General features: G+C 70.9%; 14 protein-coding genes. 6 read left to right on the forward strand and 8 right to left on the reverse strand.

The annotated features are described in order from the left end of the window. Positions 1–87 precede the first annotated feature (87 nt). Positions 88–366: a hypothetical protein gene (locus tag G4Z16_RS22500; RefSeq protein ID WP_197352495.1), complete on the reverse strand. Its 279-nt coding sequence runs from the start codon at positions 364–366 to the stop codon at positions 88–90. A gap of 303 nt (positions 367–669) precedes the next feature. Between G4Z16_RS22500 and G4Z16_RS22505 the strand changes: the two genes are divergently transcribed. Next, the gene (locus tag G4Z16_RS22505) at positions 670–2292 is read left to right on the forward strand and encodes a beta-N-acetylhexosaminidase (protein ID WP_197352496.1); all 1623 of its coding nucleotides are present in this window, start codon (positions 670–672) and stop codon (positions 2290–2292) included. Between the two features lie 146 nt (positions 2293–2438). Here the strand turns inward: G4Z16_RS22505 and G4Z16_RS22510 are convergent, their stop codons facing one another. Genes G4Z16_RS22510 through G4Z16_RS22525 form a run of 4 tightly spaced genes read right to left on the reverse strand, consistent with a single transcriptional unit; the run spans position 2439 to position 8501 of the window. Beyond that, positions 2439–3602: an acyl-CoA dehydrogenase family protein gene (locus G4Z16_RS22510; RefSeq protein ID WP_197352497.1), complete on the reverse strand. Its 1164-nt coding sequence runs from the start codon at positions 3600–3602 to the stop codon at positions 2439–2441. Positions 3603–3607: 5 nt separating this feature from the next. Further along, positions 3608–4588 carry a hydroxymethylglutaryl-CoA lyase gene (locus G4Z16_RS22515; RefSeq protein ID WP_425508104.1) on the reverse strand — a complete coding sequence of 327 codons (981 nt, stop codon included), beginning with the start codon at positions 4586–4588 and terminating at the stop codon, positions 3608–3610. Continuing rightward, positions 4585–6717: an acetyl/propionyl/methylcrotonyl-CoA carboxylase subunit alpha gene (locus G4Z16_RS22520; protein WP_197354834.1), complete on the reverse strand. Its 2133-nt coding sequence runs from the start codon at positions 6715–6717 to the stop codon at positions 4585–4587. The genes G4Z16_RS22515 and G4Z16_RS22520 overlap by 4 nt, the downstream gene beginning before the upstream one ends. Before the next feature lie 32 nt (positions 6718–6749). Continuing rightward, on the reverse strand, positions 6750–8501 hold the full coding sequence (locus tag G4Z16_RS22525) for a carboxyl transferase domain-containing protein (protein WP_425508105.1): 1752 nt from the start codon (positions 8499–8501) through the stop codon (positions 6750–6752). Positions 8502–8707: 206 nt separating this feature from the next. Between G4Z16_RS22525 and G4Z16_RS22530 the strand changes: the two genes are divergently transcribed. The 3 genes from G4Z16_RS22530 (at position 8708) to tesB (ending at position 11686) form a co-directional block, all read left to right on the forward strand. Continuing rightward, the gene (locus G4Z16_RS22530; RefSeq protein ID WP_197352498.1) at positions 8708–9382 is read left to right on the forward strand and encodes an SACE_7040 family transcriptional regulator; all 675 of its coding nucleotides are present in this window, start codon (positions 8708–8710) and stop codon (positions 9380–9382) included. Between the two features lie 146 nt (positions 9383–9528). Further along, positions 9529–10686 (forward strand): acyl-CoA dehydrogenase family protein, encoded by a 1158-nt coding sequence (locus tag G4Z16_RS22535; RefSeq protein WP_197352499.1) that lies wholly within the window; start codon positions 9529–9531, stop codon positions 10684–10686. A 109-nt stretch (positions 10687–10795) separates the two neighbouring features. Beyond that, on the forward strand, positions 10796–11686 hold the full coding sequence (tesB, locus tag G4Z16_RS22540; protein ID WP_197352500.1) for an acyl-CoA thioesterase II: 891 nt from the start codon (positions 10796–10798) through the stop codon (positions 11684–11686). A 42-nt stretch (positions 11687–11728) separates the two neighbouring features. On the opposite strand, the gene erm is transcribed toward tesB, so the two are convergent. The 3 genes from erm to G4Z16_RS22555 all read right to left on the reverse strand — a co-directional run bounded on the left by erm (position 11729) and on the right by G4Z16_RS22555 (position 13823). Next, positions 11729–12496, reverse strand: coding sequence for an ErmE/ErmH/ErmO/ErmR family 23S rRNA (adenine(2058)-N(6))-methyltransferase (erm, locus tag G4Z16_RS22545; RefSeq protein ID WP_197352501.1), 768 nt, complete (start codon positions 12494–12496; stop codon positions 11729–11731). Between the two features lie 292 nt (positions 12497–12788). Next, complete coding sequence (locus G4Z16_RS22550) at positions 12789–12956, reverse strand: hypothetical protein (protein WP_197352502.1); 168 nt, start codon at positions 12954–12956, stop codon at positions 12789–12791. A 63-nt stretch (positions 12957–13019) separates the two neighbouring features. Continuing rightward, positions 13020–13823 carry a phosphatase gene (locus G4Z16_RS22555; RefSeq protein WP_197352503.1) on the reverse strand — a complete coding sequence of 268 codons (804 nt, stop codon included), beginning with the start codon at positions 13821–13823 and terminating at the stop codon, positions 13020–13022. Between the two features lie 162 nt (positions 13824–13985). Here G4Z16_RS22555 and speB point away from each other — a divergent pair, with 162 nt between their 5' ends. Together speB and G4Z16_RS22565 are read left to right on the forward strand one after the other, a co-directional pair. After that, positions 13986–15014, forward strand: coding sequence for an agmatinase (speB, locus tag G4Z16_RS22560; RefSeq protein WP_246530999.1), 1029 nt, complete (start codon positions 13986–13988; stop codon positions 15012–15014). Between the two features lie 720 nt (positions 15015–15734). Then, entirely contained in the window at positions 15735–19676 is a 3942-nt protein-coding gene (locus tag G4Z16_RS22565) for an ABC transporter ATP-binding protein (protein WP_197354837.1), read from the forward strand. Positions 19677–19684 lie beyond the last annotated feature (8 nt).

Consider the following 19684-nt stretch of genomic DNA (forward strand, 5'->3'; position numbering starts at 1 on the left):
TGGTCGTCGTGTTGTCGTGTGCCGGGCGCCGGCGCGTCCGTCAGTCGCGAGCCGTCGTGCGTGTGCTGCGACAGCCGTCGCCGTGCGTCATCCGTAGACGATGCGGCGCAGTTGCCGCAGCGAGAGATCCGGGGGTGCCACCGCGCGGTGCGGCAGCTCGGACGAGATGCGGGCGAAGATCTGCGCGTTGTTCTGTCCTCGGGACTGCAGCTCGCGGTGGCGTCGGCGTACGAACTCCTCGGTCGACTCGTCGAAGTACGCCAGGACGTCCATGACGATCCGGGCCGCCTCACCGCGGTGGAGCGGTGTCGTGCGGACCAGATGGTCGATGAGGTCGTCGTGGACCGGCGTACGCACTTCCAGCACCCTCTGATATTGAGGGCTCGGCGCGATGAACGCAAGAAACCTGCCCGATATCGGGCACGTGTCGCTGGAATAACTGTGTGTGATTCACAGGCCACAAATTGCGGCCCTCTGGTCGACGGCACGATGCAGCGCAGCTGAGGGGGTGCGGAAGGGCGCGAGCGGCCGGCGGCGAGTGGTCTACACCTTGACCCGGAGTGAGCGGCGCGATACACGTGTGTCCGTTCGTCTGCTCCACGCACAAGCCATGGCCACGCAGCGAGGCTGCGCGCGCCCCCGTGCACGACGCCCACGAAGGGACCGCTCGTGAGACGAATCCGGCCGCTGCTGCTGTGTGCCGCTCTCCTCGCAACCGTCCTTCCCGCATCCCTCACCAGCCCCGCCGCTGCCGCCGACGATGACTCGGGACGTCAGGCGCGGCAGCCCACACCGCTGAACCAGGTGGTGCCGGCGCCGGAATCGGTACACGAGGGCGGCGGGCCATTCACCGTCACGGAGCGGACCGTGATCCGCGTGACTGGCTCCTCCCGCGAAGCGCGCCGCGTGGGGGAGCAACTCGCCGCGCTGCTGCGCCCGTCCACCGGGTACCGGCTGCCCGTCACGGCGAAGCCCGGCCGCGACGGCATCCAACTCCGGCTCGGAGGAGGGAAGTCGGGCAAGTCCGAGCTGGGCGCGGAGGGGTACCGGCTTCAGGTCTCACCACGGGCGGCCGTGATATCCGCGCCGACCGGTGCGGGCCTCTTCCACGGCATGCAGACGCTGCGTCAACTGCTGCCGCCGCAGATCGAGTCGCGCACCGAGCAGCCCGGCCCGTGGCAGGTGGCCGGCGGCACCGTCACCGACAAGCCGCGCTACTCCTACCGCGGCGCGATGCTCGACGTCTCCCGGCACTTCTTCAGCGTCGACGAGGTCAAGCGCTACGTCGACCAGCTCGCCATGTACAAGATCAACAAGCTGCATCTGCATCTCTCCGACGACCAGGGGTGGCGCATCGCCATCGACTCCTGGCCGCGGCTCGCGACCTACGGCGGCGGGACCGAGGTGGGTGGCGGTCCCGGCGGTTTCTACACCAAGGCCGACTACCGGGAGATCCTTCGGTACGCGGGAGAGCACGAGATGACCGTCGTGCCCGAGATCGACATGCCCGGGCACACCAACGCGGCGCTCGCCTCGTACGCCGAACTCAACTGCGACGGCGTCGCGCCGCCCCGCTACACCGGCACCGAGGTCGGCTTCAGCTCGCTGTGCGTACCGCTCGATGTGACGTACGACTTCGTGGACGACGTGGTGCGTGAGCTGGCCGCGATGACTCCCGGCCGGTATCTCCACATCGGCGGGGACGAGGCGCACTCGACCAGCCACGAGGACTATGTCGCCTTCATGGAGCGGGCGCAGAAGATCGTCGCGAAGTACGGGAAAACCGTGATCGGCTGGCACCAGCTCACCGGCGCGAAGCCCGCCAACGGTGCGGTCGCTCAGTACTGGGGGACGAACGGTGCGGCCGACGAGCCCGAGGTGGTGGAGGCCGCGAAGAAGGGGACGCGGTTGATCCTTTCTCCGGCCAACCGTGCCTACCTCGACATGCAGTACAACGAGGACACCCCGCTGGGGCTGCACTGGGCCGGCTATGTGGAGGCTGAGCAGTCCTACAGCTGGGAGCCCGGCAGCTACATCCAGGGTGCGCCCGCTGACGCCGTGATGGGGGTCGAGGCGCCGCTGTGGTCGGAGACGCTGGAGAAGAGCGAGCACATCGAGTTCATGGCCTTCCCGCGGCTTCCGGGGATCGCGGAGCTGGGCTGGTCGCCCGCCTCGGCGCTCGACTGGGACGACTACCGGGTACGGCTCGCACAACAAGGGCCCCGCTGGGAGCAGTTGGGCATGGAGTACTGGCGCTCGCCGCAGGTGCCCTGGCCGGCGAAGGGGGAGTGACCGGGGGCGGGTGCCCCTTGCCGGTTTGCTGACGAGGCCCGCCTCCTCCCCCTGACAGGAGAGGAGGCGGGCCTCGTCCGTGCATGGCCGGGCGCGGCGAGTCCGGGGGTCCTGTGACCGGCGGTTCCGGGCTGCCCGTCTCGCGGCTATCCGACGCCCAGCTCCCTGGCCACCAGCATGCGCTGGACCTCGCTGGTGCCCTCGCCGATCTCCAGGATCTTCGAGTCGCGCCACATCCGGGCCACCGGGTACTCGTTCATGAAGCCGTATCCGCCGTGGATCTGCGTCGCCTCGCGGGCGTTGGTGACCGCGATCTCCGAGGAGTACAGCTTCGCCAGCGCCGCCTGCTTCTTGAACGGCTCGCCGAGGATCAGGCGGGACGCGGCGTCGCGCCAGGCGACCCGCGCCGTGTGCGCGCGCATCTCCATGTCGGCCAGCTTGAACTGGATGGCCTGGTTGGCACCGATCGGCTTGCCGAAGGCGTGCCGGCTGTTGGCGTACGCGACGGATTCGTCGACGCAGCCCTGCGCGAGGCCCGTGGCCAGCGCGGAGATCGCGATGCGGCCCTCGTCGAGGATCCGCAGGAACTGGGCGTAGCCGCGGCCCTCCTCGCCGACCAGGTTCGCTTCCGGGACGCGCACGTCGGAGAAGGAGAGTTCGCGGGTGTCCGACGCGTTCCAGCCGACCTTCGAGTACGGGGCGGCGACCGTGAATCCGGGGGTGCCGGACGGCACGATGAAGCTCGAGATGAGGGGTGCGCCGTCGTCCTTGCGGCCGGTGACGGCGGTGACGGTGACCAGACCGGTGATGTCCGTGCCGGAGTTGGTGATGAAGCTCTTCGTGCCGTTGATCACCCACTCTCCGGTCTTCGCGTCCCGCACGGCGGTGGTGCGCGTACCGCCCGCGTCGGAGCCGAAGTCCGGTTCGGTCAGGCCGAAGGCGCCCATGATCTCGCCGGAGCACAGACGCGGCAGCCACTCGCGCTTCTGCTCCTCGGTGCCGAAGCGGAAGATGGGCATCGCGCCGAGGGAGACGGCTGCCTCCAGGGTGATGGCCACCGAGGAGTCGACTCTGGCCAGCTCCTCCAGGGCGAGGCAGAGCGCGAGATAGTCGCCGCCCATGCCGCCGTACTCCTCGGGGAAGGGCAGCCCGAACAGACCCATCTCGCCCATCTGGCGCACGATCTCGTACGGGAACTCGTGCCGCTCGTAGAACTCGCCGATCTTCGGGGCGACGGCCTTCTGCGCGAACTCCTCGACGGTGCGGCGGAGTTCCTCGTGCTCGGAGGAGAGGCGGTGGTCGAGAGACATGATGGTCACTGCTCCTTGTGGGAGTTCGGGTGGGAGCCGGCATCCGTGTCCGCGCCGGTGAGCGCTCGCACGGTGCGTGAGGGGCTGGGGCGGCCCAGCCGGTCCGCCATCCATCCGCTCGTGGCCGTCAGACGGGCGAGATCGACCCCGGTCCCGATGCCCAGGCCCTGCAGCATCCAGACGAGGTCCTCGGTGGCGAGATTGCCGGTGGCGCTCTTGGCGTACGGGCAGCCGCCGAGGCCGCCCGCGGAGGCGTCGACGGTGGTCACCCCGTGCCGGAGCGCGGTGAGCGTGTTGGACAACGCCTGACCGTAGGTGTCGTGGAAGTGGACCGCGATCCGGGCCGCGGGCACTCCCGCGGTGGTCAACTCGCGGAGCAGCGCCGTGACATGACCTGGCGTGGCGACGCCGATGGTGTCGCCCAGGCTCAGCTCGTCGCAGCCCATGTCGAGCAGCGCGCGGCAGACCTTGACCACCTGAGCGGGCGGGACGGGGCCCTCCCACGGGTCGCCGAAGCACATGGAGACATAGCCGCGGACCCACTGCTCCTCGGCCTTGGCCCGCGTGACCACCGGCTCGAACATCGCCAGTGATTCCTCCAGGGACCGGTTGAGGTTGGCCCTGGCGAAGGACTCGGTGGCGCTCGCGAAGACGGCGATGTGCCGGCAGCCGTGGGCGACGGCACGGTCCAGGCCACGTGCGTTGGGCACCAGCACCGGAAGCCGGAGGTCGCCCGGAAGGTCGGCGAGCAGCGGCATCAGCTCTTCGGCGTCGGCGAGTTGGGGGACCCACTTGGGGTGCACGAAGCTCGTCGCCTCGATGGTCTCCAGCCCCGCCTCGCGCAGCCGGTGGATGAACTCGGACTTCACCTCGACGGGGACCGTCGCCTGCTCGTTCTGCAAGCCGTCGCGCGGCCCCACTTCGTGGATCCGTACCTTCGGTGGAAGCCCGTCGTCGCCGAAGCGCATGGGCAGACCCTCGATCACGCCTCCGCCTCCTTCTCCTCGGTGCCGTCCGCCGCGGGATGGGGCTCCACGACGGCGAGCACCTGATCCATGGCCACGGTGCTCCCCGCCATGACGTCCAGCTCGGTGACCGTGCCGTCGTAGGGGGCGGTGATGACGTGCTCCATCTTCATCGCCTCGACGACGAGCAGGCTCTGGCCCGCGGTGACCTTGTCGCCGGCGGCGGCCTTGACCACCGTCACCGTGCCGGGCATGGGTGCGGTCAGGGCGTCGGCGCCGTGAGCTCCCGCACCGCCGCGGAGGGCGGCCGCCACCGGATCGTGGTCCTGTACGTGCCAGCTGTCGCCGTCGCGGCCCAGCCAGTGGCCCGATTCGGAAGAGACGTGGGCCAGTTGGAAAGTGATCCCGCCCCACTCGACGAGCAGGCCGTGTGTTCCGGACCCTTCGCGCAGCCGGGCCGCGCGGGCCTCGCCGTCGCCGACACGGATCTGCACGCCGTCGAGGTGATCAGCGGGGGAGTTGCCCCCGACGCGGACGACGACCGGGTCGTGCCCGGGCACCTTCAAGTGGTGCACGGTCCAGGCCGGTTCACCGCCGAGGCGCCATCCCGAGGGCATCGAGAACGGATCGGTCCATCCCGACTCCGCGGCCCGTGGCTCCAGTGCCGCCTGGCGCAGCAGCGCGGCCGCTGCGTAGACCTCTTCCGGAATGTGCCGCGGCACCAGCGACGCCGCGGCGCGGTCCACCAGACCGGTGTCGAGAGCGCCCGTGGCCACGTCGGGGTGGCCGAGCAGCCGCCGGAGGAAGCCGGTATTGGTCTCCACGCCGAGCACGGTCGTCTCGGCGAGCGCGGCGCGCAGCCTGCGCAGAGCGGTGGGCCGGTCCGGGCCGTGGGCGATGACCTTGGCCAGCATCGGGTCGTACGTCGTCCCGACCTCGGTGCCGGGAAGCAGCCCCGAGTCCGTTCGTACGCCCAGGCCTTCCGCTTCCCGGAGCAGCAGCACCGTGCCCGCCGAGGGCAGGAAGTCCACCCTGCCGCCTTCCGGACCGGACGCGCCGCCGGCTCCGCCCGGCGTGGCCTGGACGAGGGCCGTCTCGGCGCAGATGCGCGCCTCGACCGCGTGGCCACTGAGGCCGATGCCGGCCTGGCCGAACGGCAGTCGTTCTCCCGCCGCGACCCGCAGCTGCCACTCGACCAGGTCCACGCCCGTGATCATTTCCGTCACGGGATGCTCGACCTGGAGACGGGTGTTCATCTCCATGAAGTAGTACGGGCGCGGGGTACCGCCGTCGCGCGGCGCCTGCTCGCCGCCCGGGACGATGAACTCCACCGTGCCGGCGCCCCGGTACCCGCAGGAGCGGGCGGCCTCGACGGCGGCCTTGCCCATCGCCGTGCGCGTCGCCTCATCCAGCAGCGGGCTCGGCGCCTCCTCGATGATCTTCTGGTGGCGGCGCTGGAGGGAGCACTCGCGCTCGCCCAGGTGCACCACGTTGCCGTGCCCGTCCGCGAGGACCTGGATCTCGATGTGGCGAGGTGAGTCGATCCAGCGCTCCACCAGCAGCGTGTCGTCGCCGAAGGACCCGAGAGCCTCACGCCTCGCCGCCGCGATCTCCTCCGCCAGCGCCGCCTCGTCCCGCACCAGCCGCATGCCCTTGCCGCCGCCGCCCGCTGACGGCTTCAGGAGCACGGGCATGCCGATCTCCCGTGCGGCGGCGGCCAGTTCGGAGTCGTCGAGACCCGATCCGGACGAGCCCGGCACCACGGGGACGCCCGCTGCCCGCACTGTCTCCTTGGCGCGGATCTTGTCGCCCATCAGGTCGATGGCTGTCGCGGGCGGGCCCACGAAGACCAGCCCGGCCTCCGAACAGGCCTGCGCGAACGGCGCGTTCTCCGCGAGGAAGCCGTAGCCCGGGTGGACCGCCTGGGCGCCGCTGCGCTCCGCGGCCTCCAGGAGCCGCTCCGCCGACAGATAGCTGGCGGCGGCCTGCGCCGGGCCGATGCGCACCGCCTTGTCTGCCTCCCGCACATGGCGTGCTTCGGCGTCAGCGTCGCTGTAGACGGCGACGGAGGTGATGCCCAGCTGCCGCAGGGTGCGGATCACCCGCACCGCGATCTCGCCGCGGTTGGCAACCAGCACGGTGTCGAACATCGTCACAGTCCCAATCCTCACGATGCAGCCCCTCACATACGGAAGACGCCGAAGCCCGGCTCCCCGGAATCCTTCGCCGGCAGCGGTGCGTTGGCGCACGCGGTGAGCGCGAGGCCCAGCACGGTCCGTGTCTCCAGCGGGTCGATCACGCCGTCGTCCCAGAGCCGGGCCGTCGCGTAGTAGGCGTTGCCCTGCTCCTCGTACTGGGCACGCACGGGGGCGCGGAACTCCGCCTCCTCCTCGGTGCTCCACTCCTCGCCGCGCGCCTCCATCTGGTCACGCTTGACGGTCGCCAGGACGGCCGCGGCCTGCTCGCCGCCCATCACGGAGATCTTCGCGTTCGGCCACATCCACAGGAAGCGGGGACTGTAGGCACGGCCGCACATCGAGTAGTTCCCCGCGCCGTACGAACCGCCCACGACCACCGTCAGCTTCGGCACCCTCGTGCACGCCACGGCCGTCACCATCTTCGCGCCGTGCTTGGCGATACCGCCCGCCTCGTAGTCGCGTCCGACCATGAAGCCGGAGATGTTCTGCAGGAAGAGGAGGGGAATGCCGCGCTGGTCGCACAGCTCGATGAAGTGGGCGCCCTTCTGGGCCGATTCGGAGAAGAGGATGCCGTTGTTGGCGACGATGCCGACCGGATGGCCGTGGATACGGGCGAATCCGGTGACCAGTGTCGTCCCGAACTCGGCCTTGAACTCCTGGAACCGGGAGCCGTCGACCACACGCGCGATCACCTCGCGCACGTCGTAGGGCGTGCGCGAGTCGACGGGCACCGCGCTGTAGAGCCCCGAAGGGTCGACGGAAGGCGGCTCCGAAGCACGGACGGACCAGGGCAGCGGGCCTCGCTCGGGCAGGGTGTCCGCGATGCGCCGCACGATGCGCAGCGCATGTGCGTCGTCCTCGGCGAGATGGTCCGTGACACCGGAGACCCGGCTGTGGACCTCGCCGCCGCCGAGCTCCTCGGCCGTGACGACCTCACCGGTGGCCGCCTTCACCAGCGGCGGGCCGCCGAGGAAGATCGTGCCCTGACCGCGCACGATCACCGCTTCGTCGCTCATCGCCGGTACGTACGCGCCGCCCGCCGTGCACGAGCCGAGGACCGCCGCGATCTGCGGGATGCCCGCACCCGACATGCGCGCCTGGTTGTAGAAGATCCGGCCGAAGTGCTCGCGGTCGGGGAAGACGTCGTCCTGCATCGGGAGGAACGCGCCGCCCGAGTCGACCAGATAGACGCACGGAAGCCTGTTCTCCAGGGCGATCTCCTGGGCGCGCAGATGCTTCTTCACCGTCATCGGGTAGTAGGTGCCGCCCTTGACCGTGGCGTCGTTGGCGACGACGACCACCTCGCGCCCCGAGACCCTCCCGATGCCGGCGATCACGCCCGCCGCCGGCGCCGCACCGCCGTACATCCCCTCGGCCGCCAGGGGGGCGATCTCGAGGAAGGGGGAGCCCGGGTCGAGCAGCGCGTCCACCCGGTCGCGCGGGAGGAGCTTGCCCCGCTCCGTGTGACGCGCGCGGGCGCGCTCCCCGCCGCCCAGCCTGGCGGCGGCCAGCTTCTCCCGCAGCTGTGAGGCCAGCTCGCGGTGCGCGGCCTCGTTCGTCCGACAGGCGTCGGACGCCGGGTCGATGCTGCTGACCAGCGCCGGCCCCGGCCCTCCGGCCTGGCCCGGGGGAATCCCCCCGGCCTGCGGGACAGCTGCCCGCCCCGGTGCCGACTGCGGCTGCTCGTGCCTCACCTCGCGCCCCCTCGCCCTCTGCTCATGACTGCGGCTGCTCATGACTTCGGCCTGCCTCGCGGAGCACCCCGGTCCTCGCAACCGTCAGCCCGCCACAGGTCCCGGTGGCGTTGGCCGAAGCGGTGGCCGACCGGTGCTCGGCCTCTGTGCCCGGTGTCGTGCTCCACGACTGCTCGTCGGTGGTTAACGTCCATTAACCACCGTCCTCAAGGTTAACGCTCGCTAACCCTCCTGTCTAGAATGGATTCATGAGCACGCAGACGGGGCCCACCCCCACCCGCCGCGAGCAGATCCTGCGCGAGGCCGCCCGTCTCTTCGCCGAGCGCGGCTTCCACGGCGTCGGCGTCGACGAGATAGGAGCCGCCGTCGGGATCAGCGGCCCCGGTCTCTACCGCCACTTCGCGGGCAAGGACGCCATGCTCGCCGAACTCCTCGTCGGCATCAGCGAACGGCTGCACGAGGGCGGCCGCATGCGGGTGGAGGAGTCGGCGGCCGCGGGGCTCACCCCGGAGGCGGCCCTGGACGCGCTGATCGCCGGGCACATCGACTTCGCGCTCGACGACCGCTCGCTGATCACTCTCCACGACCGTGAGCTGGACAGGCTGCGCGAGAGCGACCGAAAGCAGGTGCGCAAGCTCCAACGGCAGTACGTCGAGCTGTGGGTCGACGCCGTGCGGGCCATCTATCCGGAGCTGACGTCGCTCGAGGCGCGGGTCGCGGTGCACACCGTCTTCGGTCTGCTCAACTCCACGCCCCACCTGAGCGGTTCGTCCGCGCTGCCCGACCGCGAGACCACGGCCGCCCTGCTGCACCGGCTCGCGCGGGGTGCCCTTGCCGCCGCTCCGGCCGAAGCGGAACCCGGGCGCATGCGCGCCGGATCCGCGGGCACCACCGCTGGTACCACCTCTGGACAGCGCACCTGACTCGTGGGTAGCTTGTTGACTGAGCAAGCGCTTAGCCAAGCTGAGTCACGTCCGTACGCGCACGCATCCTGCCCGGTGCCTGGCTGCCCGTACGGGCTCTGTTTCGGCCCGGTGCGCGAGAGAGCGGGACATGAGGAGGCGTGCCAGTGCGACGCACGGTATTCGGCGAGGACCACGAGGCGTTCCGTCAGACCATCCGGGACTTCATCCAGGCCGAGGTCGTACCCCACTATCCGGAATGGGCCGAACAGGGCTACGTCCCGCGGAGCTTCTACAAGAAGCTCGGTGAGCTGGGCGTCTTCGGCATCGAGGTCCCCGAGGAGTACGGCGGCGCGGGCGAGAAGAGCTTCAAGTTCAACGCCGTGTTGACCGAGGAGTGCGCGCGGGCCGGCGTCAGCTTCGGCGGCTCCAGCGTCCACACCGCGCTGTGCCTGCCCTACATACTCAAGTACGGCTCCGAGGAGCAGAAGCAGCGCTGGCTGCCCTCCTTCGTCTCCGGCGACATGATGACCGCCATCGCCATGACGGAGCCCGGCACCGGCTCCGACCTCGCGGGCATGAAGACCACGGCCAGGCTCTCGTCGGACGGCAAGCACTATGTGCTCAACGGCGCCAAGACCTTCATCACCGGCGGGGTCCAGGCCGACCGCGTCCTGGTGTGCTGCCGTACCTCGCCTGCCGACCCCGAGGACCGGCGCGGCGGCATCTCCATCCTCGTCGTCGACGCCAAGAGCGAGGGCTACGCGGTCGGCAGGAAGCTCGACAAGCTCGGCCTGCGCGCGTCCGACACCGCCGAACTCTCCTTCACCGACGTCAAGGTGCCCGTCGAGGACATGCTCGGTGAGCCCGGCAAGGCGTTCACGTACCTCACGCACAACCTGCCGCAGGAGCGGCTGGGCATAGCCATCGGCGCGTACGCCATGTCGGCGGCCGCCGTGCGGTTCGCGCACGAGTACGTGAACGAGCGGACCGTCTTCGGGCGTGAGGTGGCCTCGTTCCAGAACACCAAGTTCGTGCTGGCCGACTGCAAGGCCGACGTCGACGCGATGCAGGCCGTGTGCGACCGCGCCCTGGAGGCGCTGGACGCGGACGAGCTGACGGCGGCGGACGCCGCCTCTGCGAAGCTGTTCACCACAGAGCTGGCTGCCCGCGTCATCGACAAGTGCCTGCAACTGCACGGCGGTTACGGCTACATGCTCGAGTACCCGATCGCCAACCTGTACGCCGACACCCGCGTCTCACGCATCTACGGCGGCACCAGCGAGGTCATGCGCTCGATCGTGGCCAAGTCGATGGGGCTGTGACGGTGCGTCCGGTGGCCGCGGGTCCGGCGGATGTGATCCGGAACGCTTCACTCCGGATTGTGATCTGCGCCGTAACCGCAGGTAGCTCACCAGGGGCACAATCGCCGGCATGAGCAACGAACTGACGTCACTGGTCGACCTGCTCGATCTGGAGCGGGTCGAGCAGGACATCTACCGGGGCGACAGCCGGGAGGCCGTCGTCCCGCGGGTGTTCGGCGGGCAGGTCGCCGCGCAGGCACTCGTCGCCGCGTGCCGGACCGTGCCCGAAGGGCGTCTCCCGCACTCCCTGCACTCCTACTTCCTCCGCCCCGGCGATCCGGGCGCACCGATCGTCTACACCGTCGACCGCATCCGGGACGGACGCTCCTTCACCACCCGCCGGGTCGTGGCCGTCCAGCACGGGCAGCCGATCTTCCACCTCTCGAGTTCCTTCCAGACGTACGAGGAAGGGCTCGAGCACCAGGAGCCGATGCCGGAGGCGCCCGATCCCGAGACGCTGCCGACGGCCGCGGACATGCTGCCCCGGTACGCGGAGCTCTTCCGCGGCTCGGACGTGCCGCAGCGGCTGATGAAGGCGCGTGCCGCCGTCGATCTCCGGTACGTGCGCGAGCCTCCGTTCGCCAGTGCGGGGGAGCCGCGTGAACCGCGCTCGCAGGTCTGGTTCCGCACCAACGGGAAGCTGGACGGGGCGCTCGACGACCCGACGCTGCACATTTGCCTCGCCACGTACGTCTCCGACATGACGCTGCTGGACTCGGTGCTCCTGGCGCACGGCCGCGGAGGCTGGGCGGTCGGTGACGTCGTCGGGGCGAGCCTGGACCACGCGATGTGGTTCCACCGTCCCTTCCGTGCGGACGAGTGGCTGCTGTACGACCAGGTCAGCCCGACCTCCCAGGGCGGACGCGGCCTCGGCAGCGGGCGGATCTACACCCGCGACGGGCGGCTCGCGGTGTCGGTGATCCAGGAGGGTGTCGTGCGGGTGCCGCGCGGCCAGGACTGAGGGTGCGCGGCGCACGGCACGAGCCGTGCGCCGCAAGGGAGTTCAGCGATCCCCCAGCTCCTCGAAGAGCGTCAGCCACTGCTGCGGTGTCACCAGGCCGACCGGGGTGGAGGTGTCGGCATCCGCGCGTGCGAAGGCCGCCCGGACGCGGGCGGTGCGGTGCCGGCGCGACAGCGTCGCCGCGAGCGAGCCGCCGACACCGGTGAAGCCGTGTGCGACGAACTCCCTGTATGCGGGCATCCGTCGGGGCGGCAGGAGCGGCGCGCCGCGCCGTTCGATCCGCAGCACCGCCGAGTCCGTGCGCGGCACGGGCGTGAACGACTCGCGGCCCACCCGGCCCAGCCGGCGCCACCCGAACTGGGGCCACGTGCTCACGGTCAGCAGTGGCCAGCGCCCGTAGCCCCCGCTCGACTTGGCGGCGTACTCGAACTGCGTGAGGAGCGTCGCAGAGGTCAGATGTGGCGCGGCGAGGCACCAGCGGACGATGTCGGTCGTGCGGGAGTAGGGGATGTTGCCCACGACGGCGAACGGCTCGCGTGGCGCCCGGGAGCGGAGGAAGTCCCCCCGGACCAGGCGCAGTCCGGGCCGGTCGCCGAGGCTCCGGGAGAGCTGTGCGGCCAGTCGCGGGTCGATCTCGTAGGCGATGACGCGGCGGTCACCGGTGGCGAGTCGGCGCGTCAGCACCCCTTGCCCCGCGCCGGGTTCGACGACGAGGGCGTCCGGGGGCAGCGCGCCGGCGCGGATGATGCGCCGTACGGCGGCGGTGTCGTGGAGGAAGTTCTGGGAGAGCGTCTTGCGGCGGCGTGCCACGGCGAAGTCCTCGGGTGTGTGAGGACAGGCGCGGCAGCGTGCCGGCGCGCGCAGGAGTGCGCGGTCGCGACGAGCGAGGCGTTTCCCTGTGCGCGCGTGCGAGGCGTTCCGTACGGCGGTCGTACGTCACGGCTCCGCCGGGCCTGTCCGGTCGATGGGGACACCGGAGGCCCTGGGCACATGCCGGGACGCGTGGCAGAAGCGGTGTGGTGGCAGCACGGCTGCGGTCAGGCGGAGCCGCCGGCGGACGAGGCCGGGGCAAGAGTGGTGGCAGCGGGAAGCCGGGTGCGCCTCAGGCGTCCTGGCGGATGGCCAGGGCCGGGCGCCGGCCGCGCGGGCGGATGACGAGCTGGGGGAAGCGCCCCCAGCCGGTGCTGCTCCATGGCCCTGCGGGCATGGGAAGTGCCCCCAGCGCGGCGGCGCGCACACCGTTGATGATGGCCTGCATGGCTGCGGACATGGTCAGGACGCTAAGCGGGTTCGGTGCAGCCGCGCAAACCGTTTTCTCCGCGGCGGCCCGCGGTCACTCCGTACCGGGCTGTGCCGCCGCCAGCAGGTAGGAGGTGAGGGGCTCGTAGAAGCGCGGGTCGGTGACGTGGTCGTCGAGCGGAACGGTGGCGGCGAGGGTGTTCTCGGCCTCGCCGAGGAAGAGCGCCGGGTCGTTGCAGTCCGCGAAGCCGACCGTCTCGATCCCCTGCTGCCCGGCGTACCCCGCCCAGCCGTGGTCGGCGACGACCAGGTCCGGCGGCGGTTCCCCGGCCCGGCCGAGCTGGTCGAGCACGGCGGCCATCGGAGCCGGGGAGTGGGTGTGCCACAGGGACGCGCCCCGCTCGAGCACCGCGACGCCGCCGAACTGCACGACCACACCGTCGTCCGTGTACGTGCCCAGTGGTACGCGGACGATGTCGCAGCCCGCGTCGTGCAGCGACCGTGCGAGTGCCCCGTGCATGTCGAGAAGCGCGCCCGGGTGTCCCGTCGCGAACAGCACCCGCAGACGGCCCTCCGCCGCCTTGCGCAGCTCGGCCGCCGACCGGTCGAGGGCGCCCACGGTCATCTCCGGGTCGATGGTGTCCTGGCCGGTGCGGTGGTCGGGGTCGTCGATGACGCCGCAGCGCTCGGCCATCACCGCCAGCACGTCCTGTTCGTCCGTCCAGCGGTCGCCGAGTTCAAGGCCGAGCCAGTAGTGCCGGTCGCCGTTGGCGAGCTTGCGGTAGTGGGACAGGTTGTTCTCGCGGGGGGTGGCCACGTCGCCTGCGATGCGGGTGCGTACGAGGTGGTCGACGAGTTCGGACCTGGTCGGTGCGGCGGCGGGCGCGAATATGGGCATGCGCTCATTGTCACCCCTGCGGTGCGGGCCCCGTCAGGCGCGCCCGGCATCGCCGCACGCCGCCTGTCCCCGGCACACCTGTACGCGGCGGACAAGTCGGCGGTCCGCGCTGCCGGTTACGGCCAACGAGCGGCCGCTTCCCCGGCGTCTACGCTCGCGCCCATGAGCAACGCTGAGCAGCACGGACAGTCCAAGCAGCGCGCCGAGCAGCCCGAACGTGCCCATCGACCGGACCCCGTCGGGCCGGTGGACAGCTCCCGCGTACCTCGTTACGCCGGGCCCGCGACGTTCGCGCGGCTGCCCCGCCTGGACGAGGTGGGCGGCACCGCGGATGTCGCCGTCGTCGGCGTCCCCTTCGACACCGGTGTCTCCTACCGGCCGGGCGCACGCTTCGGCGGCAACGCGATCCGCGAGGCCTCGCGGCTGCTGCGCCCGTACAACCCGGCGCAGGAGGCCGCGCCCTTCGCTCTCGCACAGGTCGCGGACGCGGGTGACATCCCTGCGAATCCGTTCGACATCGGTGAGGCCGTGGAGACCGTGCAGGAGGCCGCCGACGGTCTGCTCGACAGCGGTGCCCGGCTGATGACGCTCGGCGGCGACCACACCATCGCTCTGCCGCTGCTGCGTTCGGTCGTACGGAAGCACGGCCCGGTCGCCCTCCTCCACTTCGACGCCCATCTGGACACCTGGGACACCTACTTCGGTGCCGCTTACACGCACGGCACCCCGTTCCGCCGGGCCTTCGAGGAGGGGCTGCTGGACACCTCGGCCGTCTCGCACGTCGGCACGCGCGGTCCCCTCTACGGCCGCAAGGACCTGGACGAGGACGCGAGGATGGGCTTCGGCATCGTCACCTCGGCGGATGTGATGCGGCGCGGCGTCGATGAGGTGACGGACCAGCTGAGGCTGCGCATCGGTGACCGTCCCCTCTACATCTCGGTGGACATCGACGTGCTCGACCCGGCGCACGCGCCGGGCACGGGCACACCCGAGGCCGGGGGGCTCACCTCGCGCGAACTGCTGGAGATCATCCGCGGCCTCGCGGGCTGCCGTCTGGTCTCCGCGGACCTGGTGGAGGTCGCCCCCGCCTACGACCAGGCGGAGATCACTTCGGTCGCCGCCTCGCACACGGCCTACGAACTGACGACGGTCATGGCACGGCAGATCGCCGAGGGACGCACGGGGCAGTAGCTGACGCGCGTGCTCGCCGGGTCGCGTGCGAATCCGGTTCGACAAGTGGTTCGAGAGACGCACATGGGGCGGTTTCCAGCCGTATTGGGAACGGAGGGTATGCGCTTGCTCGCACAACGTGCTTGCCCGGGGTTTCGGGGGGCCGGGGAACATGGCTGGTGGAAGCGGTGCGTGTGATTGCGCTCACACACAGTAAGCGGTAACTGTGCGAACGTGGTTTAACACAAAACGTTACTGAATCTGGTCGGTCGGTGGTGCATCTCAGGAAAGTTCCCGACAGACTTCCCACTGCGGTCCCGCGGGATGGGGACGACACATGACGGCGACAGAGTCGGCCCTGTGGGGGGTGCCGCCTGTCAGCATTCCATGGACGTCCCCGCCGGGGCGGTCGGGAGAGCCCCCCGCTCTCCGGACCGCCCCGGTTGTCGTTCGGCCGGATTTCCCTTCGGTCCCGCTTCCTTCCCGCTCCCGTCTCGCCCGGCCTCCCTCGTGCTCAGGCCCTAGGCCGGAAGTCGGGACTTCGCCGCCGATCGTTACGGCGGGATGAATCCCCTGCCCTGGGACGTTGCAGCCTTCGGCGGCAGCGCGCGGGGCCTCTTCCCGCGCGCCAGGCACACCTTGGGGATCGGGAGAGCGAGGGCACTGGTGACGACGGGGACGGAACCGGCTGACGAGAAGCAGGACGGGCAGGGCTCGCGGGTCCTGCCCCACGAGCCGGACCTGGAAGCCGGGCCGGCGGAGAAGCCGGCGCACGGCGGACCGGACCGGCAGGGCTGGGCGAAGCGGCTCACGGCGTACTGCTGGCGCTACCGGCGCGCCGTCGTGATCTCCGTCGGTGCCTCGCTCGCCGGCATGGGCGTCATGGCGCTCGTCCCGCTGCTCACCAAGGTGATCATCGACGACGTGGTCGTCGGGAACGAGGGCGGCCTTGCCCTGTGGATCGGGCTGCTGCTGCTCGCCGCCGCTGCCATCTACGTCCTCACTTATGCGCGCCGTTACTACGGCGGGCGGCTCGCCCTCGACGTCCAGCACGACCTGCGGACCGAGATGTACCGGGCGATCATCCGCCTCGACGGACGCAGCCAGGACGAGCTGTCGACCGGGCAGGTCGTCGGGCGCGGCACGAGCGATCTGCAGCTGGTGCAGAGCCTGCTGTTCATGCTGCCGATGATGATCGGGAACGTGCTGCTCTTCGCGGTCGCGCTCGTGGTGATGATCGTGCTCTCACCGGTGCTCACGCTCGTCTCGCTCGCCGTCTTCCCGGCGCTCTGGTGGATCGCCAACCTCAGCCGCACACGCCTCTTCCCGGCCACCTGGTACGCGCAGCAGCAGGCCGGCGCCGTGGCCTCGGTCGTCGACGGGGCTGTCACGGGCGTGCGCGTGGTGAAGGGCTTCGGCCAGGAGGAGCAGGAGAAGGGCAAGCTGCGAGACATCAGCCGCGAACTGTTCGCTGCGCGGATGCGGACCGTGCGCCTCAACTCCCGCTACACCCCCGCCCTGCAGAGCGTGCCCTCGCTGGGGCAGGTCGGCATGCTGGCGCTGGGCGGCTGGATGGCCACGCGCGGGGAGATCACGCTCGGTACGTTCGTCGCCTTCTCCACCTATCTCGCGCAGCTCGTCGGGCCCGTGCGGATGCTCGCGATGATGCTGACCGTCGGGCAGCAGGCACGCGCGGGCGTCGAGCGGGTCTACGAACTCATCGACACGGAGCCGCAGATGACCGAGCGGCCCGACGCGCACGAGCTGCCCGCCGACGCCGAGGCGTCCGTGGAGTTCGACGACGTCGGCTTCGGATACGAGCGGCACGACGGCCCGGAGGACGCCACCGGGGCCGGCGGCGACAGCCGCGACGGCGAACACGCGGGCCAGGGCGGAGGGGCCGGGCCCGCCGCCCGCGGAAGGGTTCTGGACGGGTTCCGGCTGCGCGTGGAGCCCGGCGAGACCGTCGCCGTCGTGGGCTCCAGCGGCAGCGGCAAGTCCACCCTCGCGATGCTGCTGCCCCGCTACTACGACGTGACGAGCGGTGCCGTACGGGTCGGCGGGCACGACGTGCGCGAGCTGACGATCGGTTCGCTGCGCTCCGCGATCGGGCTCGTGCCGGAGAACAGCTTTCTCTTCTCCGACTCCATTCGCGAGAACATCGCCTACGGCGCACCCGACGCGACCGACGAGGAGATCCACGCCGCCGCCCGCATCGCGCAGGCCGACGGCTTCATCGCCGAACTGCCCGACGGCTACGACACCACCGTCGGCGAGCAGGGCCTGACCCTCTCCGGCGGTCAGCGCCAGCGCATCGCGCTCGCCCGCGCCGTGCTGACCGACCCCCGGCTGCTGCTGCTCGACGACGCGACGTCCGCCGTCGACGCGCACGTCGAGCACGAGATCCACGAGGCGCTCCGGAGCGTGATGGCGGGCCGTACGACGCTGCTCATCGCGCACCGCCAGTCGACGCTCGCCCTCGCCGACAGGATCGCCGTGCTGGACCGCGGGCGCCTCGCCGACGTCGGCACGCACGAGGAGCTGACGGAGCGCTGCGCGCTCTACCGCAGGCTGCTGACCGATCCCGACGAGCTGGGCGAGGTCGAGCGCGACCCCGCGGGCCTGGCGTCTTCCGGGACGGATTCCGCGGGCGCGGACGCCGTCCCGGCGGAAGGCGGCATCACCCCTGAGCTGTGGGTGCGCCGCGACGATTCGGCTCCGGACGGGGTCTCCGCCACGGGGCGCACCGATGTGAGCGGAGCGCAGGCCGGGCGTCCCGGCGGCTTCGCCTCCGAGCTGGCCGCCTCGCCGGGCAGCCCCGAACTCCTCGCCCGCGTGGCCGCGTTGCCGCCCGCCGAGGACGTCCCAGAGGTCGACGAGGCGCAGGCGGAGCGCGCCGAGGACTCCTACGGACTGCGCCGCCTGCTGCGCGGCTTCGGCGCGGCGCTCGCGGTGGCGCTGCTCTTCGCCGCCCTCGACGCCGGGTTCGGACTCGCGCTGCCCGTGCTGATCCGCAACGGCATCGACGACGGTGTGCAGAAGGCGGCGCTCGGCGCGGTCTGGACGGCCTCCGCGGTGGCGCTGGCCGTCGTGGCAGGGCAGTGGGTCGCGCAGTACGCCGCGATGCGGCTCACGGGCCGTACCGGCGAACGCGTCCTGTACGCGCTGAGGGTGAAGATCTTCGCCCAGCTTCAGCGTCTCGGGCTCGATTACTACGAGCGCCATCTGGCCGGTGCGGTCATGACCCGGATGACCACCGACGTGGACGCGCTGTCGACGTTCCTGCAGACCGGCCTCGTCACCGCCGTCGTCTCCGTCTTTACCTTCATCGGCATCCTCATCGCGCTGCTGGTGCTCGATCTGCAGCTGGCGCTGGTCGTCTTCGCGACGCTGCCGGTCCTGATCGTCGGGACGGTCTACTTCCGCCGCCACAGCGTCAAGGCGTACGAATTGGCACGCGAGCGTGTCAGCGTCGTCAACGCCGATCTGCAGGAGTCCGTCGCGGGCCTGCGCATGGTGCAGGCGTTCCGGCGCGAGCGTCGCGGCACGGCGCGTTTCACCGAGCGCAGCGACGGCTACCGGCAGGCGCGGGTGCGCGGACAGTGGCTGATCTCGGTCTACTTCCCCTTCGTGCAGCTGCTGGCCTCGTTCGCCACGGCCAGCGTCCTCGTCGTCGGCGCCGGACGCATCGACGAGGGGTCGCTCACCGCGGGTGCCCTCGTCGCCTACCTGCTCTACATCGAGCTCTTCTTCTCGCCGGTCCAGCAGCTCTCCCAGGTCTTCGACGGCTATCAGCAGGCGTCTGTCGCTCTCGGCCGCATCCAGCAGCTGCTGCGTGAGGAGACCACCACACCGGCGCCCCCGAACCCGGTCGATCCCGGCTCGCTGCGCGGCGAGATCACCTTCGAGAACGTGCACTTCCGTTACGCCACCGCCGAGGGCGGCCAGCACGAGGAGGAGGCGCTCTCCGGGATCGAACTGAACGTCCCGGCAGGGCAGACCGTCGCGTTCGTCGGCGAGACGGGCGCCGGCAAGTCGACCCTCGTCAAGCTGGTCGCCCGCTTCTACGACCCGACAACGGGCGCGGTGCTCGTCGACGGTTCGGATCTGCGCACGCTCGATCTGCCCGCCTACCGGCACCGGCTCGGCGTCGTGCCGCAGGAGCCGTACCTGTTCCCGGGGACGGTGCGAGACGCGATCGCCTACGGACGCAGCGACGCCGACGACCCACAAGTCGAGGCGGCGGCAAGGGCGGTGGGCGCCCATGACATGATCGCCACCCTGTCCGGCGGCTATCTGCACCCCGTCTCGGAGCGCGGCCGCAACCTCTCGGCCGGACAGCGGCAGTTGATCGCGCTGGCGCGTGCCGAGCTCGTCGACCCCGACATCCTGCTGCTCGACGAGGCGACCGCGGCGCTGGACCTGGCGACGGAGTCGCTGGTGAACCAGGCGACGGACCGTCTGTCCGGACGTCGCACCACCCTCGTCGTCGCACACCGTCTGACGACAGCCGCGCGCGCCGACAGGGTCGTCGTCCTGGACCACGGGAGGATCGTGGAGGACGGCACGCACGGCGAACTGCTGGAGCAGGACGGCAAGTACGCGAAGCTGTGGCGCACCTTCGTGGGAGGCACTGAACCGGTCGGCGTATCGACCGTCAAAGGCTCGCGTTCAAAAGTTTGACGGAAAAG

This window comes from Streptomyces bathyalis, assembly GCF_015910445.1.
GTDB classification, from domain to species: Bacteria; Actinomycetota; Actinomycetes; order Streptomycetales; family Streptomycetaceae; genus Streptomyces; species Streptomyces bathyalis.

Excerpts from the sequence above, each read along its gene's own strand:
- G4Z16_RS22510 (WP_197352497.1), bottom strand. The coding sequence starts at position 3,602 with ATGTCTCTCGACCACCGCCTCTCCTCCGAGCACGAGGAACTCCGCCGC.
- G4Z16_RS22520 (WP_197354834.1), bottom strand. The coding sequence starts at position 6,717 with ATGTTCGACACCGTGCTGGTTGCCAACCGCGGCGAGATCGCGGTGCGG.
- G4Z16_RS22525 (WP_425508105.1), bottom strand. The coding sequence starts at position 8,501 with ATGAGCAGCCGCAGTCATGAGCAGAGGGCGAGGGGGCGCGAGGTGAGG.
- G4Z16_RS22530 (WP_197352498.1), top strand. The coding sequence starts at position 8,708 with ATGAGCACGCAGACGGGGCCCACCCCCACCCGCCGCGAGCAGATCCTG.
- tesB (WP_197352500.1), top strand. The coding sequence starts at position 10,796 with ATGAGCAACGAACTGACGTCACTGGTCGACCTGCTCGATCTGGAGCGG.
- G4Z16_RS22550 (WP_197352502.1), bottom strand. The coding sequence starts at position 12,956 with ATGTCCGCAGCCATGCAGGCCATCATCAACGGTGTGCGCGCCGCCGCG.
- G4Z16_RS22555 (WP_197352503.1), bottom strand. The coding sequence starts at position 13,823 with ATGCCCATATTCGCGCCCGCCGCCGCACCGACCAGGTCCGAACTCGTC.
- speB (WP_246530999.1), top strand. The coding sequence starts at position 13,986 with ATGAGCAACGCTGAGCAGCACGGACAGTCCAAGCAGCGCGCCGAGCAG.